The organism is Microcystis aeruginosa NIES-843 (assembly GCF_000010625.1).
Lineage (GTDB): Bacteria > Cyanobacteriota > Cyanobacteriia > Cyanobacteriales > Microcystaceae > Microcystis > Microcystis aeruginosa.
Genome location: NC_010296.1, coordinates 232,706 through 252,599, shown reverse-complemented (window position 1 = coordinate 252,599; position 19,894 = coordinate 232,706). Strand labels below are relative to the sequence as shown.

The 19,894-nt window shown below is 42.3% G+C and carries 19 protein-coding genes, 2 pseudogenes and 1 riboswitch; of the genes and pseudogenes, 7 read left to right on the top strand and 14 right to left on the bottom strand.

Annotation, left to right across the window (positions count from 1 at the left end):
* Window positions 1–405: 405 nt before the first annotated feature.
* The gene (folB, locus tag MAE_RS01315; RefSeq protein ID WP_002795705.1) at window positions 406–762 is read left to right on the top strand and encodes a dihydroneopterin aldolase; all 357 of its coding nucleotides are present in this window, start codon (window positions 406–408) and stop codon (window positions 760–762) included.
* Here the strand turns inward: folB and MAE_RS01310 are convergent.
* A complete protein-coding gene (locus MAE_RS01310; RefSeq protein WP_002795706.1) occupies window positions 749–1,291 on the bottom strand; it encodes an NADPH-dependent FMN reductase in 543 nt (180 codons plus the stop codon). The genes folB and MAE_RS01310 overlap by 14 nt on opposite strands.
* A 160-nt stretch (window positions 1,292–1,451) precedes the next feature.
* On the opposite strand from MAE_RS01310, the gene MAE_RS01305 reads away from it, so the two are divergent.
* Window positions 1,452–1,778, top strand: coding sequence for an antibiotic biosynthesis monooxygenase family protein (locus tag MAE_RS01305; RefSeq protein ID WP_002759792.1), 327 nt, complete (start codon window positions 1,452–1,454; stop codon window positions 1,776–1,778).
* Here MAE_RS01305 and MAE_RS01300 read toward each other — a convergent pair.
* The 3 genes from MAE_RS01300 to rseP form a co-directional block, all read right to left on the bottom strand.
* On the bottom strand, window positions 1,775–2,383 hold the full coding sequence (locus MAE_RS01300; RefSeq protein ID WP_002795707.1) for a rhomboid family intramembrane serine protease: 609 nt from the start codon (window positions 2,381–2,383) through the stop codon (window positions 1,775–1,777). The two genes, MAE_RS01305 and MAE_RS01300, sit on opposite strands and share 4 nt — an antisense overlap.
* A gap of 126 nt (window positions 2,384–2,509) precedes the next feature.
* Window positions 2,510–3,166: an endonuclease III gene (gene nth, locus MAE_RS01295; protein ID WP_012263983.1), complete on the bottom strand. Its 657-nt coding sequence runs from the start codon at window positions 3,164–3,166 to the stop codon at window positions 2,510–2,512.
* A complete protein-coding gene (gene rseP / locus MAE_RS01290; protein ID WP_012263982.1) occupies window positions 3,166–4,257 on the bottom strand; it encodes an RIP metalloprotease RseP in 1,092 nt (363 codons plus the stop codon). Before rseP ends, nth begins: the two co-directional genes overlap by 1 nt.
* Before the next feature lie 149 nt (window positions 4,258–4,406).
* On the opposite strand from rseP, the pseudogene MAE_RS35975 reads away from it, so the two are divergent.
* From MAE_RS35975 to MAE_RS01270, 4 genes and pseudogenes are all read left to right on the top strand, one after another.
* Window positions 4,407–5,061, top strand: a pseudogene (locus MAE_RS35975) (phycobilisome protein).
* A gap of 179 nt (window positions 5,062–5,240) precedes the next feature.
* Window positions 5,241–5,831, top strand: coding sequence for a PAP/fibrillin family protein (locus MAE_RS01280; RefSeq protein WP_002797657.1), 591 nt, complete (start codon window positions 5,241–5,243; stop codon window positions 5,829–5,831).
* A gap of 238 nt (window positions 5,832–6,069) precedes the next feature.
* Window positions 6,070–6,726 (top strand): sigma-70 family RNA polymerase sigma factor, encoded by a 657-nt coding sequence (locus MAE_RS01275; protein ID WP_002759776.1) that lies wholly within the window; start codon window positions 6,070–6,072, stop codon window positions 6,724–6,726.
* A 113-nt stretch (window positions 6,727–6,839) separates the two neighbouring features.
* Complete coding sequence (locus MAE_RS01270; RefSeq protein WP_002797655.1) at window positions 6,840–7,391, top strand: anti-sigma factor family protein; 552 nt, start codon at window positions 6,840–6,842, stop codon at window positions 7,389–7,391.
* Between the two features lie 3 nt (window positions 7,392–7,394).
* Here MAE_RS01270 and MAE_RS01265 read toward each other — a convergent pair whose 3' ends face one another.
* Window positions 7,395–8,600 (bottom strand): acetate kinase, encoded by a 1,206-nt coding sequence (locus MAE_RS01265; protein ID WP_002797653.1) that lies wholly within the window; start codon window positions 8,598–8,600, stop codon window positions 7,395–7,397.
* Window positions 8,601–8,977: 377 nt separating this feature from the next.
* Here MAE_RS01265 and trxA point away from each other — a divergent pair, with 377 nt between their 5' ends.
* Entirely contained in the window at window positions 8,978–9,310 is a 333-nt protein-coding gene (gene trxA / locus MAE_RS01260) for a thioredoxin (RefSeq protein WP_012263979.1), read from the top strand.
* Here the strand turns inward: trxA and dprA are convergent.
* The 9 genes and pseudogenes from dprA to MAE_RS01215 form a co-directional block, all read right to left on the bottom strand.
* Complete coding sequence (gene dprA / locus MAE_RS01255) at window positions 9,307–10,455, bottom strand: DNA-processing protein DprA (RefSeq protein ID WP_012263978.1); 1,149 nt, start codon at window positions 10,453–10,455, stop codon at window positions 9,307–9,309. The genes trxA and dprA overlap by 4 nt on opposite strands.
* 936 nt (window positions 10,456–11,391) lie before the next feature.
* On the bottom strand, window positions 11,392–11,631 hold the full coding sequence (locus MAE_RS01250) for a hypothetical protein (RefSeq protein WP_002797650.1): 240 nt from the start codon (window positions 11,629–11,631) through the stop codon (window positions 11,392–11,394).
* A gap of 327 nt (window positions 11,632–11,958) precedes the next feature.
* Entirely contained in the window at window positions 11,959–14,616 is a 2,658-nt protein-coding gene (locus MAE_RS01245) for an SUMF1/EgtB/PvdO family nonheme iron enzyme (protein ID WP_012263976.1), read from the bottom strand.
* A gap of 337 nt (window positions 14,617–14,953) precedes the next feature.
* Window positions 14,954–15,658, bottom strand: a complete 705-nt coding sequence (gene cobI / locus MAE_RS01240; protein ID WP_012263975.1) for a precorrin-2 C(20)-methyltransferase — start codon at window positions 15,656–15,658, stop codon at window positions 14,954–14,956.
* Window positions 15,655–16,281 carry a precorrin-8X methylmutase gene (locus MAE_RS01235; protein ID WP_012263974.1) on the bottom strand — a complete coding sequence of 209 codons (627 nt, stop codon included), beginning with the start codon at window positions 16,279–16,281 and terminating at the stop codon, window positions 15,655–15,657. The genes cobI and MAE_RS01235 overlap by 4 nt, the downstream gene beginning before the upstream one ends.
* 1 nt (window position 16,282) lies before the next feature.
* On the bottom strand, window positions 16,283–17,707 hold the full coding sequence (gene cobG, locus MAE_RS01230) for a precorrin-3B synthase (RefSeq protein ID WP_041803627.1): 1,425 nt from the start codon (window positions 17,705–17,707) through the stop codon (window positions 16,283–16,285).
* A 56-nt stretch (window positions 17,708–17,763) separates the two neighbouring features.
* Window positions 17,764–17,922: riboswitch (cobalamin riboswitch) on the bottom strand.
* The gene (locus MAE_RS01225) at window positions 17,893–18,462 is read right to left on the bottom strand and encodes an NERD domain-containing protein (RefSeq protein WP_012263972.1); all 570 of its coding nucleotides are present in this window, start codon (window positions 18,460–18,462) and stop codon (window positions 17,893–17,895) included. It overlaps the preceding riboswitch by 30 nt.
* A 57-nt stretch (window positions 18,463–18,519) precedes the next feature.
* Window positions 18,520–19,134, bottom strand: coding sequence for a hypothetical protein (locus MAE_RS01220; protein ID WP_012263971.1), 615 nt, complete (start codon window positions 19,132–19,134; stop codon window positions 18,520–18,522).
* A gap of 57 nt (window positions 19,135–19,191) precedes the next feature.
* A pseudogene (locus MAE_RS01215) lies at window positions 19,192–19,838 on the bottom strand (DUF3782 domain-containing protein).
* Window positions 19,839–19,894: the final 56 nt, after the last annotated feature.

Here is a 19,894-nt window from a genome sequence, read left to right as displayed (position 1 = left end):
ATTTGCTACATTCTGAATTGGGAATTGCTGTAATGCTGACAGCAAAAATAAATTCGGAACGATTTTGCGCCATTTCAGAGATCAATCCAAATGTTAAGAATTGTACAACCCTCTTGTCATAAGGATTTTTATGTCATGAAACCTTAAATTTGGAATTGCTGTAATGCTGACCAACATATAGACAATTCTCAAAAACTGTGCTACCCTGAACATATCTTGACCACTATTCCTTAAGCGATAACCGAGCTTCGGCGGGTCGTGTTGCAAGAAAAAGTATGGGTCTTAGGAACTAGGACTTCTGCAAGGGTCGGGAAGGTAAGACTGGCTATCTTTCGAGGTAGAAAGCGCATCCCATTGAAGCAGGAAGCTCTCAACGACCTTGAGAGTATTTCACTTTAACTATCTATGGATACTATTCACTTTACAGGCATTCGTGCCTACGGTTACACAGGATATCTGGCCGAAGAACAGGTTTTAGGTCAATGGTTTGAGGTGGATTTATCCCTAGAACTTGATATCAGCATTGCTGGCAAAAGTGACGCGATTGAAGATACCCTAGATTATCGACAGGCGATCAAAATTGTCAAACACCAGATTGAAACCAGCAAATTTGCCCTAGTGGAAAAATTGGCCACGGTTATCGCTGAGGATATCCTACAACTCGATCGAGTGCGACAGGTAAGAGTACAATTATCGAAACCTGCCGCTCCAATTCCCCATTTCACCGGTAAAATCACCATCGATATCACTAGATCTCGTTGAGTTTACGGGTATTATCGACTAAACTTCGCGCAAAAGCGTCAAAACGTTGGGAAAGCTTCTCGTCAAGGATTTCTCCTTCTTCGTTGAAGACTTTCCACGCTTGTCCTAAGCCAATTTGTTCCGGAATTACCCAAGCGTGAACCCAACGGAGAATGATTCTTAAATCATTTAGGGCGTTACTATTGGATTGGCCGCCTAAAACACTGATTAATCCGGCAACCTTTCCCGATAACTCCTCAAAACTCATTAAATCTAGGGCATTCTTCATCACACCACTGACACTGCCATGATACTCCGGTGTCGCCAAAATTAATCCCGCTGCCGATTTAACCGTTTGCTGCATTTTGGCCACATCGGGATAGTCAGAATAGTCATCTCCCCCGTTACAGAAGGGTAAAGAGAGTTTTCTCAGGTCAATTATCTCCGTTTCTACCCCTAACCCCTGTACTCGACTGATAGCAACTTCTAACGCCATCGCACTATAGGATCCGGGGCGTAAACTGCCATTAATACCAACGATTTTGATCATAGAACTTATACAAACTCATAACGACTACATATAAGCTAACAAAAAAAGAGACAATTGGGGAAGCTTAGTTAAAAAAATATGTCGATGGGGCGGAGGGGGCGATCGATCTAAGTTTTAATGAGAGTAGAAAGAAAGATTTATTCCATTTCCCCTCATTGCCATGCCAGAATTTCTCGATTTTCTCAAACATAAATACGCCTATGTGGCTATTGGTGAATTCAAACCGGGGTGTTTTTCCGAAGCCCAAAAACTCTACGAAAAGGCCGTTTCCACCTATTCCACGGGATTCCAGGGGGCTTTTCTGCTGCAAAAACCCGGAACCGACGAAGGAATTGCCGTGATCATCTGGGATAAAATCGATGATATGGAGGCAAATAAAAGCGAAGCCCACGAATTATTGCTGAAATCCATGGCTCCTCTGTTTGCGAAACCGCCTGTCACCGATTTTTATGAAGTATGTAGCGAGATAGAAGGTTCCCCCATTTAGGGATAATGTTTCTTTTCGGTGGCGATTAATTTGGCGGCTAAAACCCCGCCTAGGAAACCAAATAAATGTCCTTGCCAAGAAATCCCCGGACGGGAAGGCAAAACGCCCCAAATTGTGCCACCGTAGAGTAAAAAGACTAGAATTGACAAGAGTATAGAAGGAATATTTCTCTGGAAATAGCCCCGCAGTAATAAAAAACCTAAATAGCCAAAAATCAAGATACTTGCCCCGATATGAATGGATCCGGGAGTAGCAAATAACCAGACTCCTAACCCCCCCACCAGCATAGTCAAGCCGGTAACAATAAAAAAGTCACTGGTTTCCTGTAACATCACCAACCAACCGAGAATCAGGAAAGGAACCGTATTAGCGATAAGATGGGGAAAGTCACCGTGTAGGAAAGGTGCGAAAAGAATACCCCGCAATCCGATGACTTGATGCGGAATAATCCCGAAAATGTCTAAACTGCCCCGAAAAACAAATTGATCTAAAATCTCTAACAGCCAAAAAATCGCCACAAAGGTAGCGAGGATTATTGCTTGGGTTTTTATTTCTTGCCGAGATCCTTGACTCATAAGATTGATGGATGAGCTATTTTTTCCCATTATAGCCCCCCACATCAGTTATCAGTTATCAGTTATCAGTGATTCAGTTACCAGTTATCAGGTGTGAGTTTTAAGTTTACAGTTATCAGTTATCAGTGATTCAGTTATCAGGTGTGAGTTTACTGTTTACTGGTTACTGTTTGCTGCGGGACAAAGAGAGGCTAATTGACAGGAAAAACAAGCGGGATTTCTTGCTTTACAAACCGCCCGGCCGTGGTAAATAATACTAATAGAAAAAGTTTCCCAATCCGGTTGAGGTAGTAAAGCCATTAAATCCCGTTCAATTTTCACCGGATCGTTATTAGTAGTTAAACCCAAACGATTACTTAAGCGCTTAACGTGGGTATCTACTGTCACCCCCTCAATAATCCCGTAAGCGTGAGCGAGTACCACATTAGCCGTTTTTCTAGCTACCCCGGGTAAAGTTAATAATTCCCCCATTGTCTTGGGTACTTCCCCCTGAAAATCCTTGAGGATTTTTTGACAAGCACCCTGAATATTTTTAGCTTTATTGCGATAGAATCCCGTGGAACGAATCAGGGTTTCTAACTCCTCTCGCTCGGCAAAAGCTAAGGATTTAGCATCGGGAAAACGAGCGAATAAAGCAGGAGTCACCTTATTTACCCGCTCATCAGTGCATTGTGCCGAGAGAATCACTGCCACCAATAACTGCACGGGAGTTTGATAATTTAAGCTACAGGTTGCCTCTGGATATAATCGCTTTAGGTTGCTTAAAATTTCTAGGGCACGCAGTTGAGGTTCAGTTTTTTTTCGAGAGTCCATCACTGGAATAAATCCTGAAAAACTGCTAGGTTAGCCGTGTCGCGCACGATTAAGAAAACTCCTAATCCTAAGAGTAAAACTAGACCTGTTTGCATGATGTTATCTTGTAGTTTAGTTGGGAGAGGTTTACCTACCAAAGCCTCGATTAATAAAAATACTAATTGACCGCCATCAAGAGCAGGTAAAGGCAGAATATTAATTACCGCTAAGTTAATACTAATTAGGGCGGCAAATTGAAAAAGATTACCCGCATCATTACGAGCGATTGCGGCTCCGTATTCGACAATTTTAACTGGTCCCGCTACCTGTTGAACACTGTCTTTGAAGTTACTAACTAACTGCCCAAAACCTTGAACGGTTAATAGGGTTAATCGTTGAAATTCACCCGCACCTAAGCTAAAAGCTTGACCAAAATTATCGGCTTTCAGGCGAGTTTCTTCACCGTTAGGAGCCAATCTAACCCCAATTTTACCCTGACCATCACTTCCCAATTCAGGAGTAACGATTAAATTGATCGTTTCTGTCGGGCGTTTGATGGTTAATTTTAGGGGTTGATCGGGGGAAGATTGAATAATGTCACGGAAGTCAATAATGGCATTTTGAGAAGCACCAAGGGGCTGATCATTGATAGCCAGAACGATATCCCCCGCTTTCATTCCTGCTTGTTTAGCGACGGAATTTTCAGCAGTGAAAACTTCAGGAATAATTACCCCTTCTTGATAGTTAATTTGGGGAAACCCCACGGTAGCGACTTGGGTAACAAGCAAAAAATAGGCAAAAATTAAATTAGCAATTACTCCCGCACTAATGACGATAGCTCGATCGAAAACAGGACGATTGCGTAATAAATCAGGGTCGTTATTGGGAATTTGACTATCGGGATCGTCATCGGGAAAACCAACGTAACCCCCTAAAGGAATGGCGCGGAGGGCGTATTCCGTTTCTTTACCTTGATATTTAGCTAAAGCTGGACCAAAACCGATGGAAAAGCGATTAACATGGATAGATTGCCAACGAGCAGCGGCAAAATGACCGAATTCGTGAACGACAATTAATAGGGCAAGTACACCGATCGCTATTAAAACTGACATGATGATCAAATTATAATGACTTAGCTTTTGTTTATTGTAAGCGATCCTCTTGGATAGATTTCAAAAAATCTGGAGTTATCGCTAATTTTTCGATCATTTATGATAGAAGTGATCTTAACTGCCTAATCTGACCTAACGGAGAGCGATCGATGCCTTTGAGTGAGCGCGCCCAGCAATTAATCCCAAAAGCGAGAATCATTAGTTTCGCTAATTGGCCCTATCAGCAAGCAGCGATCGCTATTTGGCAACAAGCGGATGAGCAAAATCGCTATCTCAGCGATAGCGATTTAGATACTATCGTCAATTTAGAGCCTGATTTACTTGTTTCTAGTCAACAAGCTCGAAAACTGCGGGATAATACCAAATTTCTAAATCCATGACAGACATCCACGCTCGAATGCTTGCCAAGCCGGTGTTCGTTGTGACGCGAATAAAGAAAAATGGTGTAATGCTAATTTTATCGTCGATAACGCCCGTCAGACTGTCTTCAGCCAATTTCCTACCATTCTTCAACCCGGGGGCGATCTTTATCCACCCCACCGCGCCGAAGCTTGTTGGCGTGATTTCTGGAACTTTTTACGCTGTATTACCTACGGTGTCGTCGGACAACAGATTCCCTATACCAGTGCCGAGGGATTGGAAAATATGCGTCTTCTTTACCAAGAATTGCAAGTACCATTAGGGGCGATGATTTCGGGTTTAGAAGCTTTAAAAGCATACAGTTTAGCGTATTTTAGAGACCCAGAAAAAACCGCAATTACTCCCTATTTTGATCACTTAATTACGGTTATGAAAAAGTTTTAAAACTGCGGCATTTAATCTGTGTTAAAATAATAAGGCCAACGGTTGAAAATGCCGCTCACTGGGGTGAAAACTCCGTTGAAACCCTGAAATCATCGGCGCGGGTGAGCCTCTTGGAACCAGCAAAAACCTTGAGCGATCGCCAAGCGGGTCGAGGTAGTTTATAAAATAAGGGAGATTCTATGGATGCCAAAGCGAAATTATTAGAATTGATCGCTGGTAGAAATCGTGGACTCCTGGCCACGGAAAGCGACCGCGTGCGGATTTTAGCGGCGATCGAACAATTGGAGGATCACAATCCCCATCCCCATCCCCTCGAAGTTAAACAACTATTAGGGGGCAATTGGCGTTTGCTATTCACCAGCAGCCGCAACATTCTGGGAATAGATCGCCTACCTTTTTTGCAATTAGGGCAAATTTATCAATATCTCGACCTGAACAAGGCCAAACTCTACAATATCGCCGAAATTATCGGCGTACCTTGGCTAGAAGGGGCAGTAATCGTCTCCGCTACCTTTGAACCCACATCCGAGCGTCGGGTAATGGTCAAATTTGAGCGCTCGATCCTCGGTCTGCAACGTCTTCTCAATTATCATTCTCCCCAAGAATTTATCGAAGCGATCGAAAGTGGCAAAAAATTTCCTCCCCTCGATTTTTCTTTCAATAATCGCCAACAAACAGGTTGGCTCGATATCACCTATCTCGATGAAGATCTCCGCATCGGCCGCGGCAGCGAGGGCAGCGTCTTTATTCTCGCTAAGGAAAAAACCTAACTTACAGAGCTATTCAGGAGACTCCGAGACTCCGAGACAGCTTTTATGTATTCTCCCCACTACCCCACTACCCCACTACCCCACTTGCTGCTCCCTTGCTCCCTTGCTCCCCCAGATGAATGCCCCGATCGGTTAGAATCAAAATATGGGAAAAAAATTATTTATTTTCGGGAACCTTTACTGAATTCTCCCGTCCTCAAGCTCTGAGTGAGGAGTTTATATCCCTAGAGGAAATCCCATGAGTCAATCGATTCCAGCATCTTGGTCACTTGAGGCCAAAAAGTCTCAAAACCCCGTGTCCCCTGACAAACTCTCCAACTACGATCTAATTGCACGCTGTCAGGAAGGGTGCCAGCCCGATCGAGCAGCTTTTGCGGAACTGCTGCGGCGCTATCAAGCTCATATTGATAAATTACTCTATCATTTGGCTCCCGATTGGCAAGATCGCGCTGATTTGGCTCAAGAGGTCTGGATTCGCGTCTATCGCAATATTAACCGTCTCCATGAACCCCTCAAGTTCCGCGGTTGGTTAAGTCGCATTGCCACTAATCTTTTTTACGACGAATTGCGGAAACGCAAGCGGGTTAATCACCCCATTTCCCTCGATGCTCCCCGGCGCGTGGAAGATGGCGAAATCGATTGGGATATCGAGTCCGATTACCCCAGTCCCGATGAACATCTCACCACCCACGAATTCTACGATCAATTACAGGCGGCGATCGCTGATTTACCAGAAGCTTTTCGGACAACTATTATTCTGCGAGAAATTGAAGGCATGGCCTACGAAGAAATTGCCGAGATGACGGGAGTTTCTTTAGGAACTGTTAAATCCCGCATTGCTCGCGCTCGCGCTAAATTACAATCTGTTTTACAGCCCTATTTTACGGAAGGCTAAATAAAATTGTGGTGATTCGGCACTAACGGTCGAAATGAGGAGTCGTTAAATTTAACTAGCTCCGTGCTGGTAAAAAGTGATTGTATACCGATCGCTTCTGGTCGAGGTCAACCATGAATAATTATCAACCCGAAGACGTTCAATGGATCAAGTCTTTGTTACGTCACGATGACAGCGATTCCAACTCCGCAACCGAGGATATTTTATTCTTAGATGAGGATAACGAAGAAGCTCATCGTTTCGATTTAATTAGCGCCTATATTGATAACGAAGTAACGGTAGAGGAACGGAAGCTAGTTCAGCATTGGTTAGACCATGATGCTGCCGCTAAAAAACTCTATCAGCAGCTCTTGGGATTACAAACTAATTTAAAGCAAATTCCCGTACCGGCTACTATGGCCAGCGACCGATTAGCAGAACAGGTGTTCAGAAAAGTCGATGGTCAGCGTCGTCGGCAATATTATGTTTATGGTGGCGCAATTTTCACCGCTATGGCGATCGCTGTTGGCTCCTACTTCGTCTCGGGACGCAATGATCCCCTCTCCCAAATGGCGAGCAGTCCGAGCAGTATTAGCCAAGAGGGAGACCATTTGATGATTGCTCTTAACCATCCGATTATGGAGATTCCCGCAACGGAACAGCCAAAAGAGAATGGCCAAAGGTAAGGTCTATGGAGATAAATGCCAGCATTCTCGTGCGATCGCCCAATCTTCCGCCGTAGCAATTACCATCACGCGTACTTTAGATGTCTCGCTGGCGATATCCTCATCCCGGGGACGAGCGGCATTTTTAGCTAAATCTAACTCTAAACCGAAAAAAGACCAGCCTTGACTGGCTTTTTCCCGTACTAAAGCTGAATTTTCGCCGATTCCTGCCGTAAATACCAACACATCCAACCCCTCCAGAGAAGCAATCATCGATCCGATTAAACTTTTCAGACGATGAATATACATCTCAAATGCTAATTTTGCCCTCTCGTTGCCTTCGGCCATCGCCGTCGTAATTGCCCGCATATCCCCAGAAATACCAGAAATTCCCTTTAAACCCGATTCTTTATTGAGTAAACTATTTAAACTATCGGGATTATATTGATATTCTCGCTCTAGATAAATCAGAATCCCTGGATCGATCGAACCGCTGCGGGTTCCCATCATCAATCCCTCTAGGGGAGTAAATCCCATAGTAGTATCGATACTTTTACCCCCCTTGACTGCCGATAGGGAAGCACCATTGCCCAGATGACAGATCACCATTTTCAAGGATTCCAGGGGTTTTCCTAACAATTCGGCGGCTCGTTGGGAGCAGTACTGATGACTGGTGCCATGAAAACCATAGCGACGGATTCCCAGTTCACTCCATTGGTAAGGAATGGGATAAAGAGAAGATTCGGGAGGGATAGAACGATGAAAAGCGGTGTCAAACACTGCTACTTGAGGAACATCGCCCAAAACTTGCTCGATCGCTTCAATTCCTTCTAAATGAGCGGGATTATGGCTAGGAGCCAGGGGAATCAGCTTTTTAATCGTTTCTTTGACCTGGGGAGTGATCATGGTAGCCTGGGAATATTCCGTGCCACCATGGACAACTCGATGACCGACTATACTAATGTCGGCGAGGTTGGCTACTACCTTAGTTTCGCCAGTGACTAAGGTATCTAACATCCGAGCAATTCCTGCCGGACGATCCTGACTAGAAAGATTAATTTCCTGTTTAATTCCCTGAGCTTTTACCGTTAAAACCGCGTAATCAGGGTTAACTGTCCAATCGATCCCCGCTTGCCAAATTGGTTGCGGAGGATGGCCAGGGAGAAACTCTAAATCGTACAAACAACTTTTTTGACTGCTCGATCCCGCATTTAAGACCAGAATTTTCATAGAAAAGCTCAATTAGGAGGTGGCCTATGGCGATCATAATCAAACTCAGGTTAAGTCTAGATAAAATCGCTGACTTTTCGGGTTTTTCTTCAAGAAAATTTTATCCGGCTGTGATCACCCATCCCTGACTCGGGCAATATTACAAAACTTTATCAAAAAAAAGTCAAAATAGAGCCTCTAGGGTTATAAAATAGAAGAATACCCCTTGTGAAATTAATCCAAGAAGCTACCTCTGATGCAAGTTAAGGCCTCTATAGTGGATTTAGAGCTAGTTCTCGTCCTTTTCACCAGTGGAATGTCAACATCGCACCACGAATCTCTAGAATGGAATTTTTGCGTATTCTAGATAACCGTGATTACTAGAGGATTTCTTAAGTATGTCAGAGGTTCCTGCAGTTACAGATGCCAACTTTAAAGTCGAAGTTTTAGATAGTGCCGACCTTGTCCTAGTAGACTTCTGGGCTCCTTGGTGCGGCCCCTGTCGAATGGTGGCTCCCGTTGTCGAAGAAATTGCCAAACAGTTCGAAGGGCAAGTCAAGGTGGTGAAACTCAACACCGACGAAAACCCCATTATCGCTAGTCAGTACGGGATTCGCAGTATTCCTACTCTGATGATCTTCAAAGAAGGTCAAAAAGTTGATATGGTGGTCGGGGCTGTACCGAGAACCACTTTAGCTAATACCCTAAATAAACTCCTGGGAGTTAACTAGGTTTTCTGGTAACGCATACCGGGTAACTGAGTCACTAAACCCATTAATTCTAATTCCAATAAGATCCCCGCCACTTCTGAGGTGGGGATTTGCATTTTTTCAACAATAATGTCAAACAACAGGGCATCTCTGTCAAATAACTGATACACTTGTGCTAGTCTAGGTTCTAGATTGACTGGAGGAGCAGGATTAAAGGCCGGGGATGTCTCTAGAGGGAGTGAAGGGGAGAGATTAACTGGTGCGGATTGGTTCGTGGTGGGAATTGCCCCCAACATTTCTAATAATTTCTCCTCAGAAACGATAATTTCTGCCCCCTGATGAATCAGTTGTAAACAACCCCTAGCGGCAGCAATATCGGGAGAATTGGGTAAAGCATAGATATCGCCGCCGAATTCGTTAGCATAATTAGCTGTGATTAGGGAGCCTGACCTTTCGGGGGCCTCGATAACAATAGTCGCGCGACTTAAACCGGCGATAATGCGATTACGACTGGGAAAATGGGCTTTATTCGGCTGAGTTGCGGCAGGATGTTCACTAATAACTAAACCCTGCTTTTGGATGTCCGCGTGTAGCTGCCGATGACGACTAGGATAAACCACATCGACCCCCGTTCCCAAGACGGCAATCGTTCTTCCCCCCGCTTTTAAACAGCTTTGGTGTGCCTCGCCATCAATTCCTTCGGCCATACCAGAAACAATAGTAAATCCCTGTTGGGCCAAAAGGGTACTTAAGCGCCGCGCCCAGCGCCGGCCGTGATCCGTGGGGTTACGAGTACCCACAATGGCGACGGTGGGGATATTTCCCTGATTTTCCTCTAAATTGACCTTTCCTTGATAGTAAAGTAAGGGGGGAGGACTGGGAATTTCCCAGAGAAAGCGGGGATATTCTGGGTCGCTAGGAGTCCAAAAAAGGGGGTTTTTCTGGATATGTTCGGCGAAAAGAGCTTCTGGGTCAATTTGCGATCGCCCTTCCCGTACCGCTACCATTAACTTTTTGCCAAATCCCGCCACTTCTGCGATCGCAGTATCGGTGGCATTCCAGGCCACAGCGACACTGCCAAAATGTTGATAGAGTCGCTTTAGGGAAATTGACCCAACTCCAGCAATACTTGACCATGCTAACCAATAAACGCGATCGTCTGTCAATTTGAAAAAGCTCCTCAGACCAAGTAATATTTTCAGTCGGTTAAAACTGACTGCGGCCAGATGACCTTAATTTATTTTAATCTTGCCGGAATCTCTTCCATTAGTTGTTGAGGTATTGTTGAGCCTCGTTAATGTCTTTCACTTTTTTAAAATGTGAATAAGTTGTTCTTGATCTTCTGGGGGAAGTTGTTCAGTTGCTTCTAGTATTTCTGCAAAAGTGGCTTGAGTCATGGTTTTAGTTGGTTATAGTGGTCTTTGGAGCCAATTGTAGCAGTAACGGTAGAATATCTTAGCATAGCGTAACGTATATAACAGACAAATTTATCGTAATTTAAAGCCAAAAACTGCGTTAAATAATGCCCCCGAAGAAATCAGTGATTGTATTTTTTTTAAGAACGTAGAATATCGGACAAAATATCTACAATTAAGGTTTGTGTTTTTAATGATAATGAGCCTAGTTCACGCTGAATCAGTGAAGATCGAAGTGTTACTAAATGATCAAGTCTGATGGCTGACGATTGGCGAAGACCACTGATCATAAAATCTGGACTTTCTGGTCTCAGAATAATATCTGTATGAAGGGGATTTTCTGGAATACGACTGGTAATTAGGGCTGGCTGAATAATGGTAAAACCCTTGTTGGTTAAGACTTTTAGAGTTTTTGTCAATCAAAAAGTACCAGATATGGGAGTGATCGGGGGGAAAATTCAGGGACTTTTTCCCTGAAAATTAGGTAATTGACCCCTTCAAAATCGGTAAAACCCTACACCCCACACCCCACACCCCACACCCTGCCCCCAAGAAAAACTTTTTCAGCAAACCCTAATTAGGGCAAAGATAATGTGTTGATAGCCTCCAATTTGATTGGTTAGGCAATAAGCAGGACGAACCTTACTGGAAGATAAATCGTCGAAGGGAAATTGAATTAATACAATTTTACCCTTCATTAGTTACAGGTTGTCCATCGTTAAGGGTATAAATATCTTCTTCGGTATCTTGCAGAAAAGCAAAGCTAGGGTTATGGGAAACGGCATCTAGCCAGTTTTTTTCGTTCAGTTCATCCTCCGACATCAAAAGAATGACGCGTACAAACCGATCTTTTTCTTGGGGAATAGGATGATCAAGTTGAATTTGTCCCTGGGTATTGAGGATACCAGTGGTTTCAATCGCACGCATAGCAAAACCTAAAAGAAGTGATTCGATTCTAACATTAAAGTAACCATAAAAAGCGGTGATGGCTAACTACAGCGATCTCCATTCTCAGGCTCCCCCTATGGCTCTCCTCGACTTTGTGTGATAATCATTGCTTATCATTCCTTGTAGTTTTGCCAGACAAGGGTTTAAAGACTATATTTCCAGAAAATTATCGGCTGCATCTCCTATTTGTGACTTTCCCTCACCTATAGGTGAGCAGTAGAAGTTATTCAAAGAGGGCGAATGCAATTCGCCCCTACAATAATATTATTGCGCCAATAGTGGCCCCCAACTGATAAAAGTTAACTGTTAACTGTTAACTGATTGGGGGAGATCGCACACAACACGAAAACCGTGTCCCTGGCCGTGAACATCGCTGTCGCCGCGATATGCGGAACGGCAAAGCCCGGGATAGGAGTCACAAGCGCCGCCACGAAGTGATGGTTTGGTACTTAAATAACCACCATACCATGGAATACTGCCATTTTCTTTAATATTTTCTGGTTTATTAACATAACTTTCATGATATTCATCAGCACACCATTCCCAAACATTGCCGTGCATATCATAAATTCCCCAAGGATTAGGCTGTTTTTCCCCAACAGGATGGGTTGTATTATTTGAATTAGCACGAAACCAGGCATAATCTCCTAGTTTATCTTTATCATCGCCAAAACTAAATAGGGTTTCTGTACCAGCGCGACAGGCATATTCCCATTCTGTTTCTGTAGGCAAACGGTAGTTTTTTCCAGTTAACTGGCTCAGGTTTTCACAAAAAGCTTGAGCATTAAACCAACTAATGGATTCTACCGGGTTCTGGGGATTTCCTGAAAACTTTAAAGGATAATATGCCGCTATCGAAGGATTATATCCCATCACCGCTTGATACTGTGCTTGGGTTACGGGATATTTGCCTATCTGAAATGCTGGCACAATTACTTCATGTATCGGTTTTTCATCTTCATACTGATTAGAACCCATGTTAAATTTACCGGCGGGTATATCCACCATTTCTAAGTGAAAGTCTGGAGGCAATGAGGTAATATTTTGGCTAATTTTAATATGAGGCAATGAGGTAATCTTTTGGATAATTTCAATATCGGAAATTTGTTTTTGTTGAATAGGCTCATTATCTAACCGAATTACCTTGGGTGATACTTGTAATAATTTATCAACATTTACCTCTGCCAAGCTAAATTTAGAGTTAGCTGCCAATTTGTCATGACCGTAAGCCATTAAAGCTTTTAGCTTAATATGACTACCCCAATAGCGAAGCGACTCTTCATATTCTTTGGTTTTTTCTTCATCTAGTGCAAATTCTTCTAGTTTTGCTAAAATTCGCTTATCATTTTCTAAATCTGATAATAACAATGGCCATTTTAAACTAATGGCAGTAAATTTACCTAACTGTTCAAAAGTCAAAGAAGGATCTAACAAATTATCATTCTCATCTCGCTCCTCAAAAAATAAACCAGTTTCATTAGCGATATAAACCTTGAGACGAAAGACATTGATAAAGTGTTTAATCCGTCGCGGATTGTAATCCAATGCGGGAGCCACCATCATAATGATATTCCGCACTGTTTGGGAATCTCTATTATCAGATTTGTTGACTTGAATCGCTTCTAATCGCTTAATTACAGATGCTCGTGCTTTCTCTTTTTCGGTTTGTTCAGATTCTATCGAAGGATTATCTAGAGACAAGTTTTTTAAATCACTTGTCTGATTACTTGTTGCAGAAGTGAGATGCTTTTGCGAATTATTTCTCCAGGGTAAAGCTAACTTAAACTTACCCCAGAATGACTGAAAAAATGTAAAACGAGGTTTAGCTGGCTGTAAATTGGGAGGAGTTGAAGTAGCAAGCTGAATCAAAAAACGCTCAAAATCTGACCGGGATGGTTGGGGAACTAAAAAGGGAAGCTGGACAAACTTTTCAATAAAGGTATAACCATAAGCTAACCCTTTATTAGCACTACGTCTCGCTAAAATATCAGGATCAATTTCTGTGGTTTCCGACGGTAAATACTTGAGAATGTTTTCGTATTTTACCGCTAAACTAGCGGCTACTTTTTCTCTGTCCATTCCTAAAATAAACACCACTGAAGGATCATCAGCAATCATCAAATTAATCGCTTGCATCAAGTCCGCTGATTTTGGATGTTCACAACGATCTAAATCGTCAATAAATACATATACCCGATCATTGCCAACATAGGCATCGACAATTTTAGCAAAATCTTCATGAAATTCTTCTACAAATGCCGATTGTTTTTTATAATCTGGGGCTTCTATATATTTAATTAGGTTGTTTTTGGGGTTTTGGAGTAACCTTTGAAAATTTCTCAATAAACTCTTAATACCAGCGAAAATCCCCGCTCCTGATAAGGTGACACCGACCGCAGTAAATAATAATTTAAAAACTGAATTAATTTTGCTCCAAAAAACATCTTGAGAGGTTGTTGCTCTGATTAATTCGTTAATTCCTTCAACGCCATAACCGATTAAAATAAAGGGAATGGCAATTGAGGCACAAATCACAAAAATTATTACTGGTAAAGCTTTAATTAATTCAAACAAGCCTTTTTCTAAGTTAAAACGCAATAATTGTAATTTAAAGTGTACTAGGATAATTCGAGGCAAATCTCGCCAATTTTTGGGCGTAGAAATCTGCTTAATAAAAGACAGCGCAAAGGCTGCCCATACCGACTCCGCCTTATCGTGTCGCCAAGCATTAAACCAAACCGTCCGACCTCCCTTTTTTCGTAAATATTCCTCTAACATTTTCATAAAAGAAGACTTGCCACTACCCCACTCTCCCTCAACCGATAAAGTTAGGGGTGGTTGTGTCTGCTGATGCAACAAAAATTCAGCGATCGCTATTACATAAGGCTCAAATCCGAGAGCATCATTATTAGTAGCTTGATCGCTGACGCTAGTATTGCGGATAGATTCAGGAGAATCGGACATGGTAGTTATTTTTAGGTGACAGAGAACGGAGAATAAAATAGATTACCTTAAGTAGCTGGTTATAATTAAATTAAAAATAGATTTTAGGTTCGATCCCCCCTGCCCCCCTTGATAAGGGGGGTGCCGATAGGCGGGGGGATCCCCCCTTAATCCCCCCTTGATAAGGGGGGCATCTGATAATTTTTAACGCCTACCTACTTATCAATCCGAGAAACGCTGTATATAGCCTCCTATGCAACAAAAAAAGCAACGAAGAAAAGACATTTTCATAATATTATCTAAACCCTATAGGTTCTGTCAGGTAGGGGATAGAAGATTTAACTTAGTGTCTATAGAGTTATTGAGGTTTAGTTTTACTAGGAATCAGAATTAATGACCAGTAAGTAGCAGCCTCTGGATCGACTTCTGTAATCGGAATAATTTGCTGATTGGGTAAGGTTGCTCGTTCGATGTAGAGGGCGCGTTCTAATAATCCTAATTCCTCGAGAATATTGCGAACTTTAGCGAAATGTCTGCCCAATTTAATAATCGCCGCTGCATCGATAAAGGCTAGGCGATCCCGCAATATTTCCGCCTCTAAAGTAGCGGGCATAATACTAAATACGTCATTTCGATAAGTGATAGGTACACCCAGCATTGCTGCACTTGCCATCACTGAAGAAATACCCGGCACGACTTCAATGGAAAAGCGATCACACAAGCGATTAAAAATATACATAAACGTGCCATACAACATCGGATCGCCCACACATAGCACCGCCACATCTAGACCTAATTTTAACTGTTCGGCGATATTTTCGGCGGCAATATCATAATGAGGTTGAGAACTGCGCTCGACACTAAAAGGTAAAGGCATGGGAATTTCTATCTGCTCGGGACGGATAAAATCCGACACAATTGCCCGTGCCAAAACTTTGCCACTTTCTAAGGTAGGATAAGCAATTACCGGAACAGTTGTGAGAATTCGGTGTGCTTTGAGCGTCAACAATTCGGGATCGCCGGGCCCGATTCCTAATCCATAAAGTTTGCCTAATTTATTCATAATTCGTTCTCTTTTGCTAAAGCATTGACTGCTGCTGCTGCGATTGCGCTGCCTCCCCTACGTCCGTGCAGGGTAATAAATGGCACGCCACGACTATTAGTTGCTAATTCTATTTTCGACTCTGCCGCTCCCACAAATCCCACGGGAAAGCCTAAAATCAAAGCCGGTTTATCTACATTTTGATCGAGCAATTCTAGTAGGCGAAAAAGTGCGGTTGGTGCATTACCAATGGCCACCACTGCTCCAGCTAAATGAGGTCGCCAAAGTTCTAAAGCGGCAGCGGAGCGGGTATTATTAATTTGCCGTGCTAACTCGGTTACTTCTGGATGATTGAGGGTACAAATAATCGGATTATCTTTAGGTAAACGCGCTTTGGTAATGCCATTAGCGACCATTTGAGAATCACAGAGAATTGCTGCACCCCCAGCGAGGGCATTTCGTCCGATTTTAACCGCGTCCGGTGATGCTTCTAAATCTTTTGTTATGTCTGTCATCCCACAGGAATGAATTAGACGAACCGCCACAGGAGCTAAATCATCGGGGAGATTTTCCCAGTTAGTTTCAGCCCGAATAATAGCAAAAGATTTGCGGTAAATTTCCTCACCATTCTTAATGTATTCCATTCTATTTATCTAAAATTTTCGAGTTTTGGGAGCTTAAAATTTGGGCTATGAGGGGGGGAATCTTGGTAAATTCTCCCTCAAATATAGGTGTTTCTAAGAATTTTTGACTATCACCCACATAGACTTGATAAGCTTCTAGTATTTGGCCATTTTCCTCGATGGTGGTTCCTAAAAGGGTAATTTCGGCTGGACCCGGTTGAGCGCAGGATTTAGCACAACCTGTCAAATGAATATTAACAGGAGAATTGCAGGTTAAGCGTTCTTTCAAATAATCTGCCAAGAGAGAAGCATGAATTTGAGTTGCAGTGGCCGCCGCTGCACAGCCCGGTTTACCGCTACAGGCAACTATCCCCGCATCCCATCCAAGAGAAGCGGATAATCCTAAGAATGCCAGTTTTGGCAACAATTCTGACACTTTTTCATCGGGAATATCGGGTAATATAACAGTCTGCCAAGGGGTTAATCGTAACTGACCACTGCCAAAAGTTTCTGATAGTGTCGCTAATCCCCATAGTTGATTAGCCGTCAATTGCCCTAATCTTAATGATAGACCAATATAAGATAATCCGGGTTGCTTTTGAGGATGAATTCCCAGATGAAAATAGGGTTGAGTAGAATGGGCAGCCTGCCGGTATTCTTGCCCTTTTATTATGCCGGTAGAAGTCCGATGTAATTGAGAGTTAACTTGTTCGAGATATTTTGCTAATCCCCAATCTTTAAGCAGGTGTTTCATCCTCGGTTTTTTACCCTTGATATTGGGGTTTTGTTGAACATAATCGATATAAACCTTTACTAGAGCTTTCACCACAGCTAAACAGTTTTCTGGCTCAATTAATAAGTCCGTGTCATAGAATTGTTTATCTCCTCCGAGGGCTAATCGAAAGCAAACAAGAGAAGTTAAATTTGTCGGATTATTGACGGTAATTGCCGATAGCTGAATCTCGTTATAGCGGTGTTGCCAGTCCATAGTTGAACCAGTGCCAATTCCCACTGCACCACCGCCATCGATACCGATACTAAATTTAGGACTTAGTTCGGCAATTGATGGATAATTTTGGATAAAATTATCTAATTCTTGGACTAATGGACGAGTATCGATCGATTCTTGGCAGTCAATTCCAGCCGTGGGACTGGACATGATATTACGCAGATGATCGATACTGGGATTATGGGCAGCTAACCCTAATTTTTGCAGGGTTTGAAATTCTTCTAAAGTGGGGGATTTTTGCAGTCCGCGAATTTGCAGATTTGCCCGATTGGTAACTTGTATTGTCGTCTGCCATTGTTCGAGCCAAGTGGCGATCGCTTTTCCCTGTTGAGAATTGAGCCATCCACCGGGGGTGCGGAGACGAATTAAAAACCCATCCTGGGCAGCAGTTCCATAAAACAAACCGGGACAAGCATTTGCTTCAACTAACCAATTCACCTTTGTGTGTTCTCCATGCGACGCAGAGAAGTAGTTAGAAAATTATTTGTCTATCTACCGATTAAAAACTTGTAATTGGCATTCTGACTCGCAAGGAAAAAGGGAAGATGTACTCTTTTTACTTTTTACTTGATTACAGCTGCGGCACAGTACCAGAATTGCACTGGACTTTCCCAAAGACAAGCTTAAATATTATACCACGTTTTCGGTTGAAACTCAGTATCGTTAAGAATCGCTACATTTTCACCCCTTTGTGCCAAGACAAATAAACCTTGACGATAGGCATATTTATCTGCTCCTTCTTCGATTTCAATGCCTGCTACTGCCCCATATAATTGTTTGTGGTTATATTCTGGGAAAAATTGCCTAAATTCTGTTAGATTCTTGATTAATTCTTTGACATCATCTACACTTAAACTACTTTTGACTTCCACTACTAGCACATGATTCTCATTAGTTACTAACACATCAATTTCTAGGGTTTTACCGTCGAGACGTTTTCTGACTCTTTGACTAACTTGATGTACGGGAATCTGACGATTTAAAAATAAAGTCTCACAAGCTGGGGCTACCATATTTTCGACAAAACGACCCCATTTACCCCCAAGATTACCAATTTCTTGACTGAGTCTGGTAATTTGGCGATCAGTTTCTTGAAAGCGGCGCTCGGTTTCTTGAAAGCATCTTTCTGTCTCTTTTTGAGCTTCTACTAATTCGGCTAATAATTTCCAAACGTCATCGGCGGTGGTGGTCATAATTTTTCCTCTGAATTAACTTGACAATAACCTGATTACATCTTGTTTTTAAAGCCCCTACCAAGTTTTTGGTTGAAACTCAGTATCGTTAAGAATCGCTACATTTTCACCCCTTTGTGCCAAGACAAATAAACCTTGACGATAGGCATATTTATCTGCTCCTTCTTCGATTTCAATGCCTGCTACTGCCCCATATAATTGTTTGTGGTTATATTCTGGAAAAAATTGTCTAAATTCTGTTAGATTCTTGATTAATTCTTTGACATCATCTACACTTAAACTACTTTTGACTTCCACTACTAGCACATGATTTTCATTAGTTACTAACACATCAATTTCTAAGGTTTTACCGTCGAGACGTTTTCTGACTCTTTGACTAACTTGATGTACGGGAATCTGACGATTTAAAAATAAAGTCTCACAAGCTGGGGCTACCATATTTTCGACAAAACGACCCCATTTACCCCCAAGATTACCAATTTCTTGACTGACTCTGGTAATTTGGCGATCGGTTTTTAAAGATTGTTCTTTGAGAATACGCTCGGTTTCTTGAAAGCGTCGCTCGGTTTCTTGAAAGCGTCGCTCGGTTTCTTGAAAGCATCTTTCTGTCTCTTTTTGAGCTTCTACTAATTCGGCTAATAATTTCCAAACGTCATCGGCGGTGGTGGTCATAATTTTTCCTCTGAATTAACTTGACAATAACCTGATTACATCTTGTTTTTAAAGCCCCTACCAAGTTTTTGGTTGAAACTCAGTATCGTTAAGAATCGCTACATTTTCACCCCTTTGTGCCAAGACAAATAAACCTTGACGATAGGCATATTTATCTGCTCCTTCTTCGATTTCAATGCCTGCTACTGCCCCATATAATTGTTTGTGGTTATATTCTGGAAAAATTGTCTAAATTCTGTTAGATTCTTGATTAATTCTTTGACATCATCTACACTTAAACTACTTTTGACTTCCACTACTAGCACATGATTTTCATTAGTTACTAACACATCAATTTCTAAGGTTTTACCGTCGAGACGTTTTCTGACTCTTTGACTAACTTGATGTACGGGAATCTGACGATTTAAAAATAAAGTCTCACAAGCTGGGGCTACCATATTTTCGACAAAACGTCCCCATTTACCGCCAAGATTACCAATTTCTTGACTGACTCTGGTAATTTGGCGATCAGTTTTTAAAGATTGTTCTTTGAGAATCCGCTCGGTTTCTTGAAAGCGTCGCTCGGTTTCTAAAGATTGTTCTTTGAGAATCCGCTCGGTTTCTTGAAAGCGTCGCTCGGTTTCTTGAAAGCATCTTTCTGTCTCTTTTTGAGCTTCTACTAATTCGGCTAATAATCTCCAAACGTCATCGGCGGTGGTGGTCATAATTTTTCCTCTGAATTAACTTGACAATAACCTGATTATATCTTGTTTGAAGGATA

Coding starts and splice junctions, on each gene's coding strand:
- folB (WP_002795705.1), top strand. CDS start 406: ATGGATACTATTCACTTTACAGGCATTCGTGCCTACGGTTACACAGGA.
- MAE_RS01310 (WP_002795706.1), bottom strand. CDS start 1,291: ATGATCAAAATCGTTGGTATTAATGGCAGTTTACGCCCCGGATCCTAT.
- MAE_RS01305 (WP_002759792.1), top strand. CDS start 1,452: ATGCCAGAATTTCTCGATTTTCTCAAACATAAATACGCCTATGTGGCT.
- MAE_RS01300 (WP_002795707.1), bottom strand. CDS start 2,383: ATGGGAAAAAATAGCTCATCCATCAATCTTATGAGTCAAGGATCTCGG.
- nth (WP_012263983.1), bottom strand. CDS start 3,166: ATGGACTCTCGAAAAAAAACTGAACCTCAACTGCGTGCCCTAGAAATT.
- rseP (WP_012263982.1), bottom strand. CDS start 4,257: ATGTCAGTTTTAATAGCGATCGGTGTACTTGCCCTATTAATTGTCGTT.
- MAE_RS01280 (WP_002797657.1), top strand. CDS start 5,241: ATGGATGCCAAAGCGAAATTATTAGAATTGATCGCTGGTAGAAATCGT.
- MAE_RS01275 (WP_002759776.1), top strand. CDS start 6,070: ATGAGTCAATCGATTCCAGCATCTTGGTCACTTGAGGCCAAAAAGTCT.
- MAE_RS01270 (WP_002797655.1), top strand. CDS start 6,840: ATGAATAATTATCAACCCGAAGACGTTCAATGGATCAAGTCTTTGTTA.
- MAE_RS01265 (WP_002797653.1), bottom strand. CDS start 8,600: ATGAAAATTCTGGTCTTAAATGCGGGATCGAGCAGTCAAAAAAGTTGT.
- trxA (WP_012263979.1), top strand. CDS start 8,978: ATGTCAGAGGTTCCTGCAGTTACAGATGCCAACTTTAAAGTCGAAGTT.
- MAE_RS01250 (WP_002797650.1), bottom strand. CDS start 11,631: ATGCGTGCGATTGAAACCACTGGTATCCTCAATACCCAGGGACAAATT.
- MAE_RS01245 (WP_012263976.1), bottom strand. CDS start 14,616: ATGTCCGATTCTCCTGAATCTATCCGCAATACTAGCGTCAGCGATCAA.
- cobI (WP_012263975.1), bottom strand. CDS start 15,658: ATGAATAAATTAGGCAAACTTTATGGATTAGGAATCGGGCCCGGCGAT.
- MAE_RS01235 (WP_012263974.1), bottom strand. CDS start 16,281: ATGGAATACATTAAGAATGGTGAGGAAATTTACCGCAAATCTTTTGCT.
- MAE_RS01225 (WP_012263972.1), bottom strand. CDS start 18,462: ATGACCACCACCGCCGATGACGTTTGGAAATTATTAGCCGAATTAGTA.
- MAE_RS01220 (WP_012263971.1), bottom strand. CDS start 19,134: ATGACCACCACCGCCGATGACGTTTGGAAATTATTAGCCGAATTAGTA.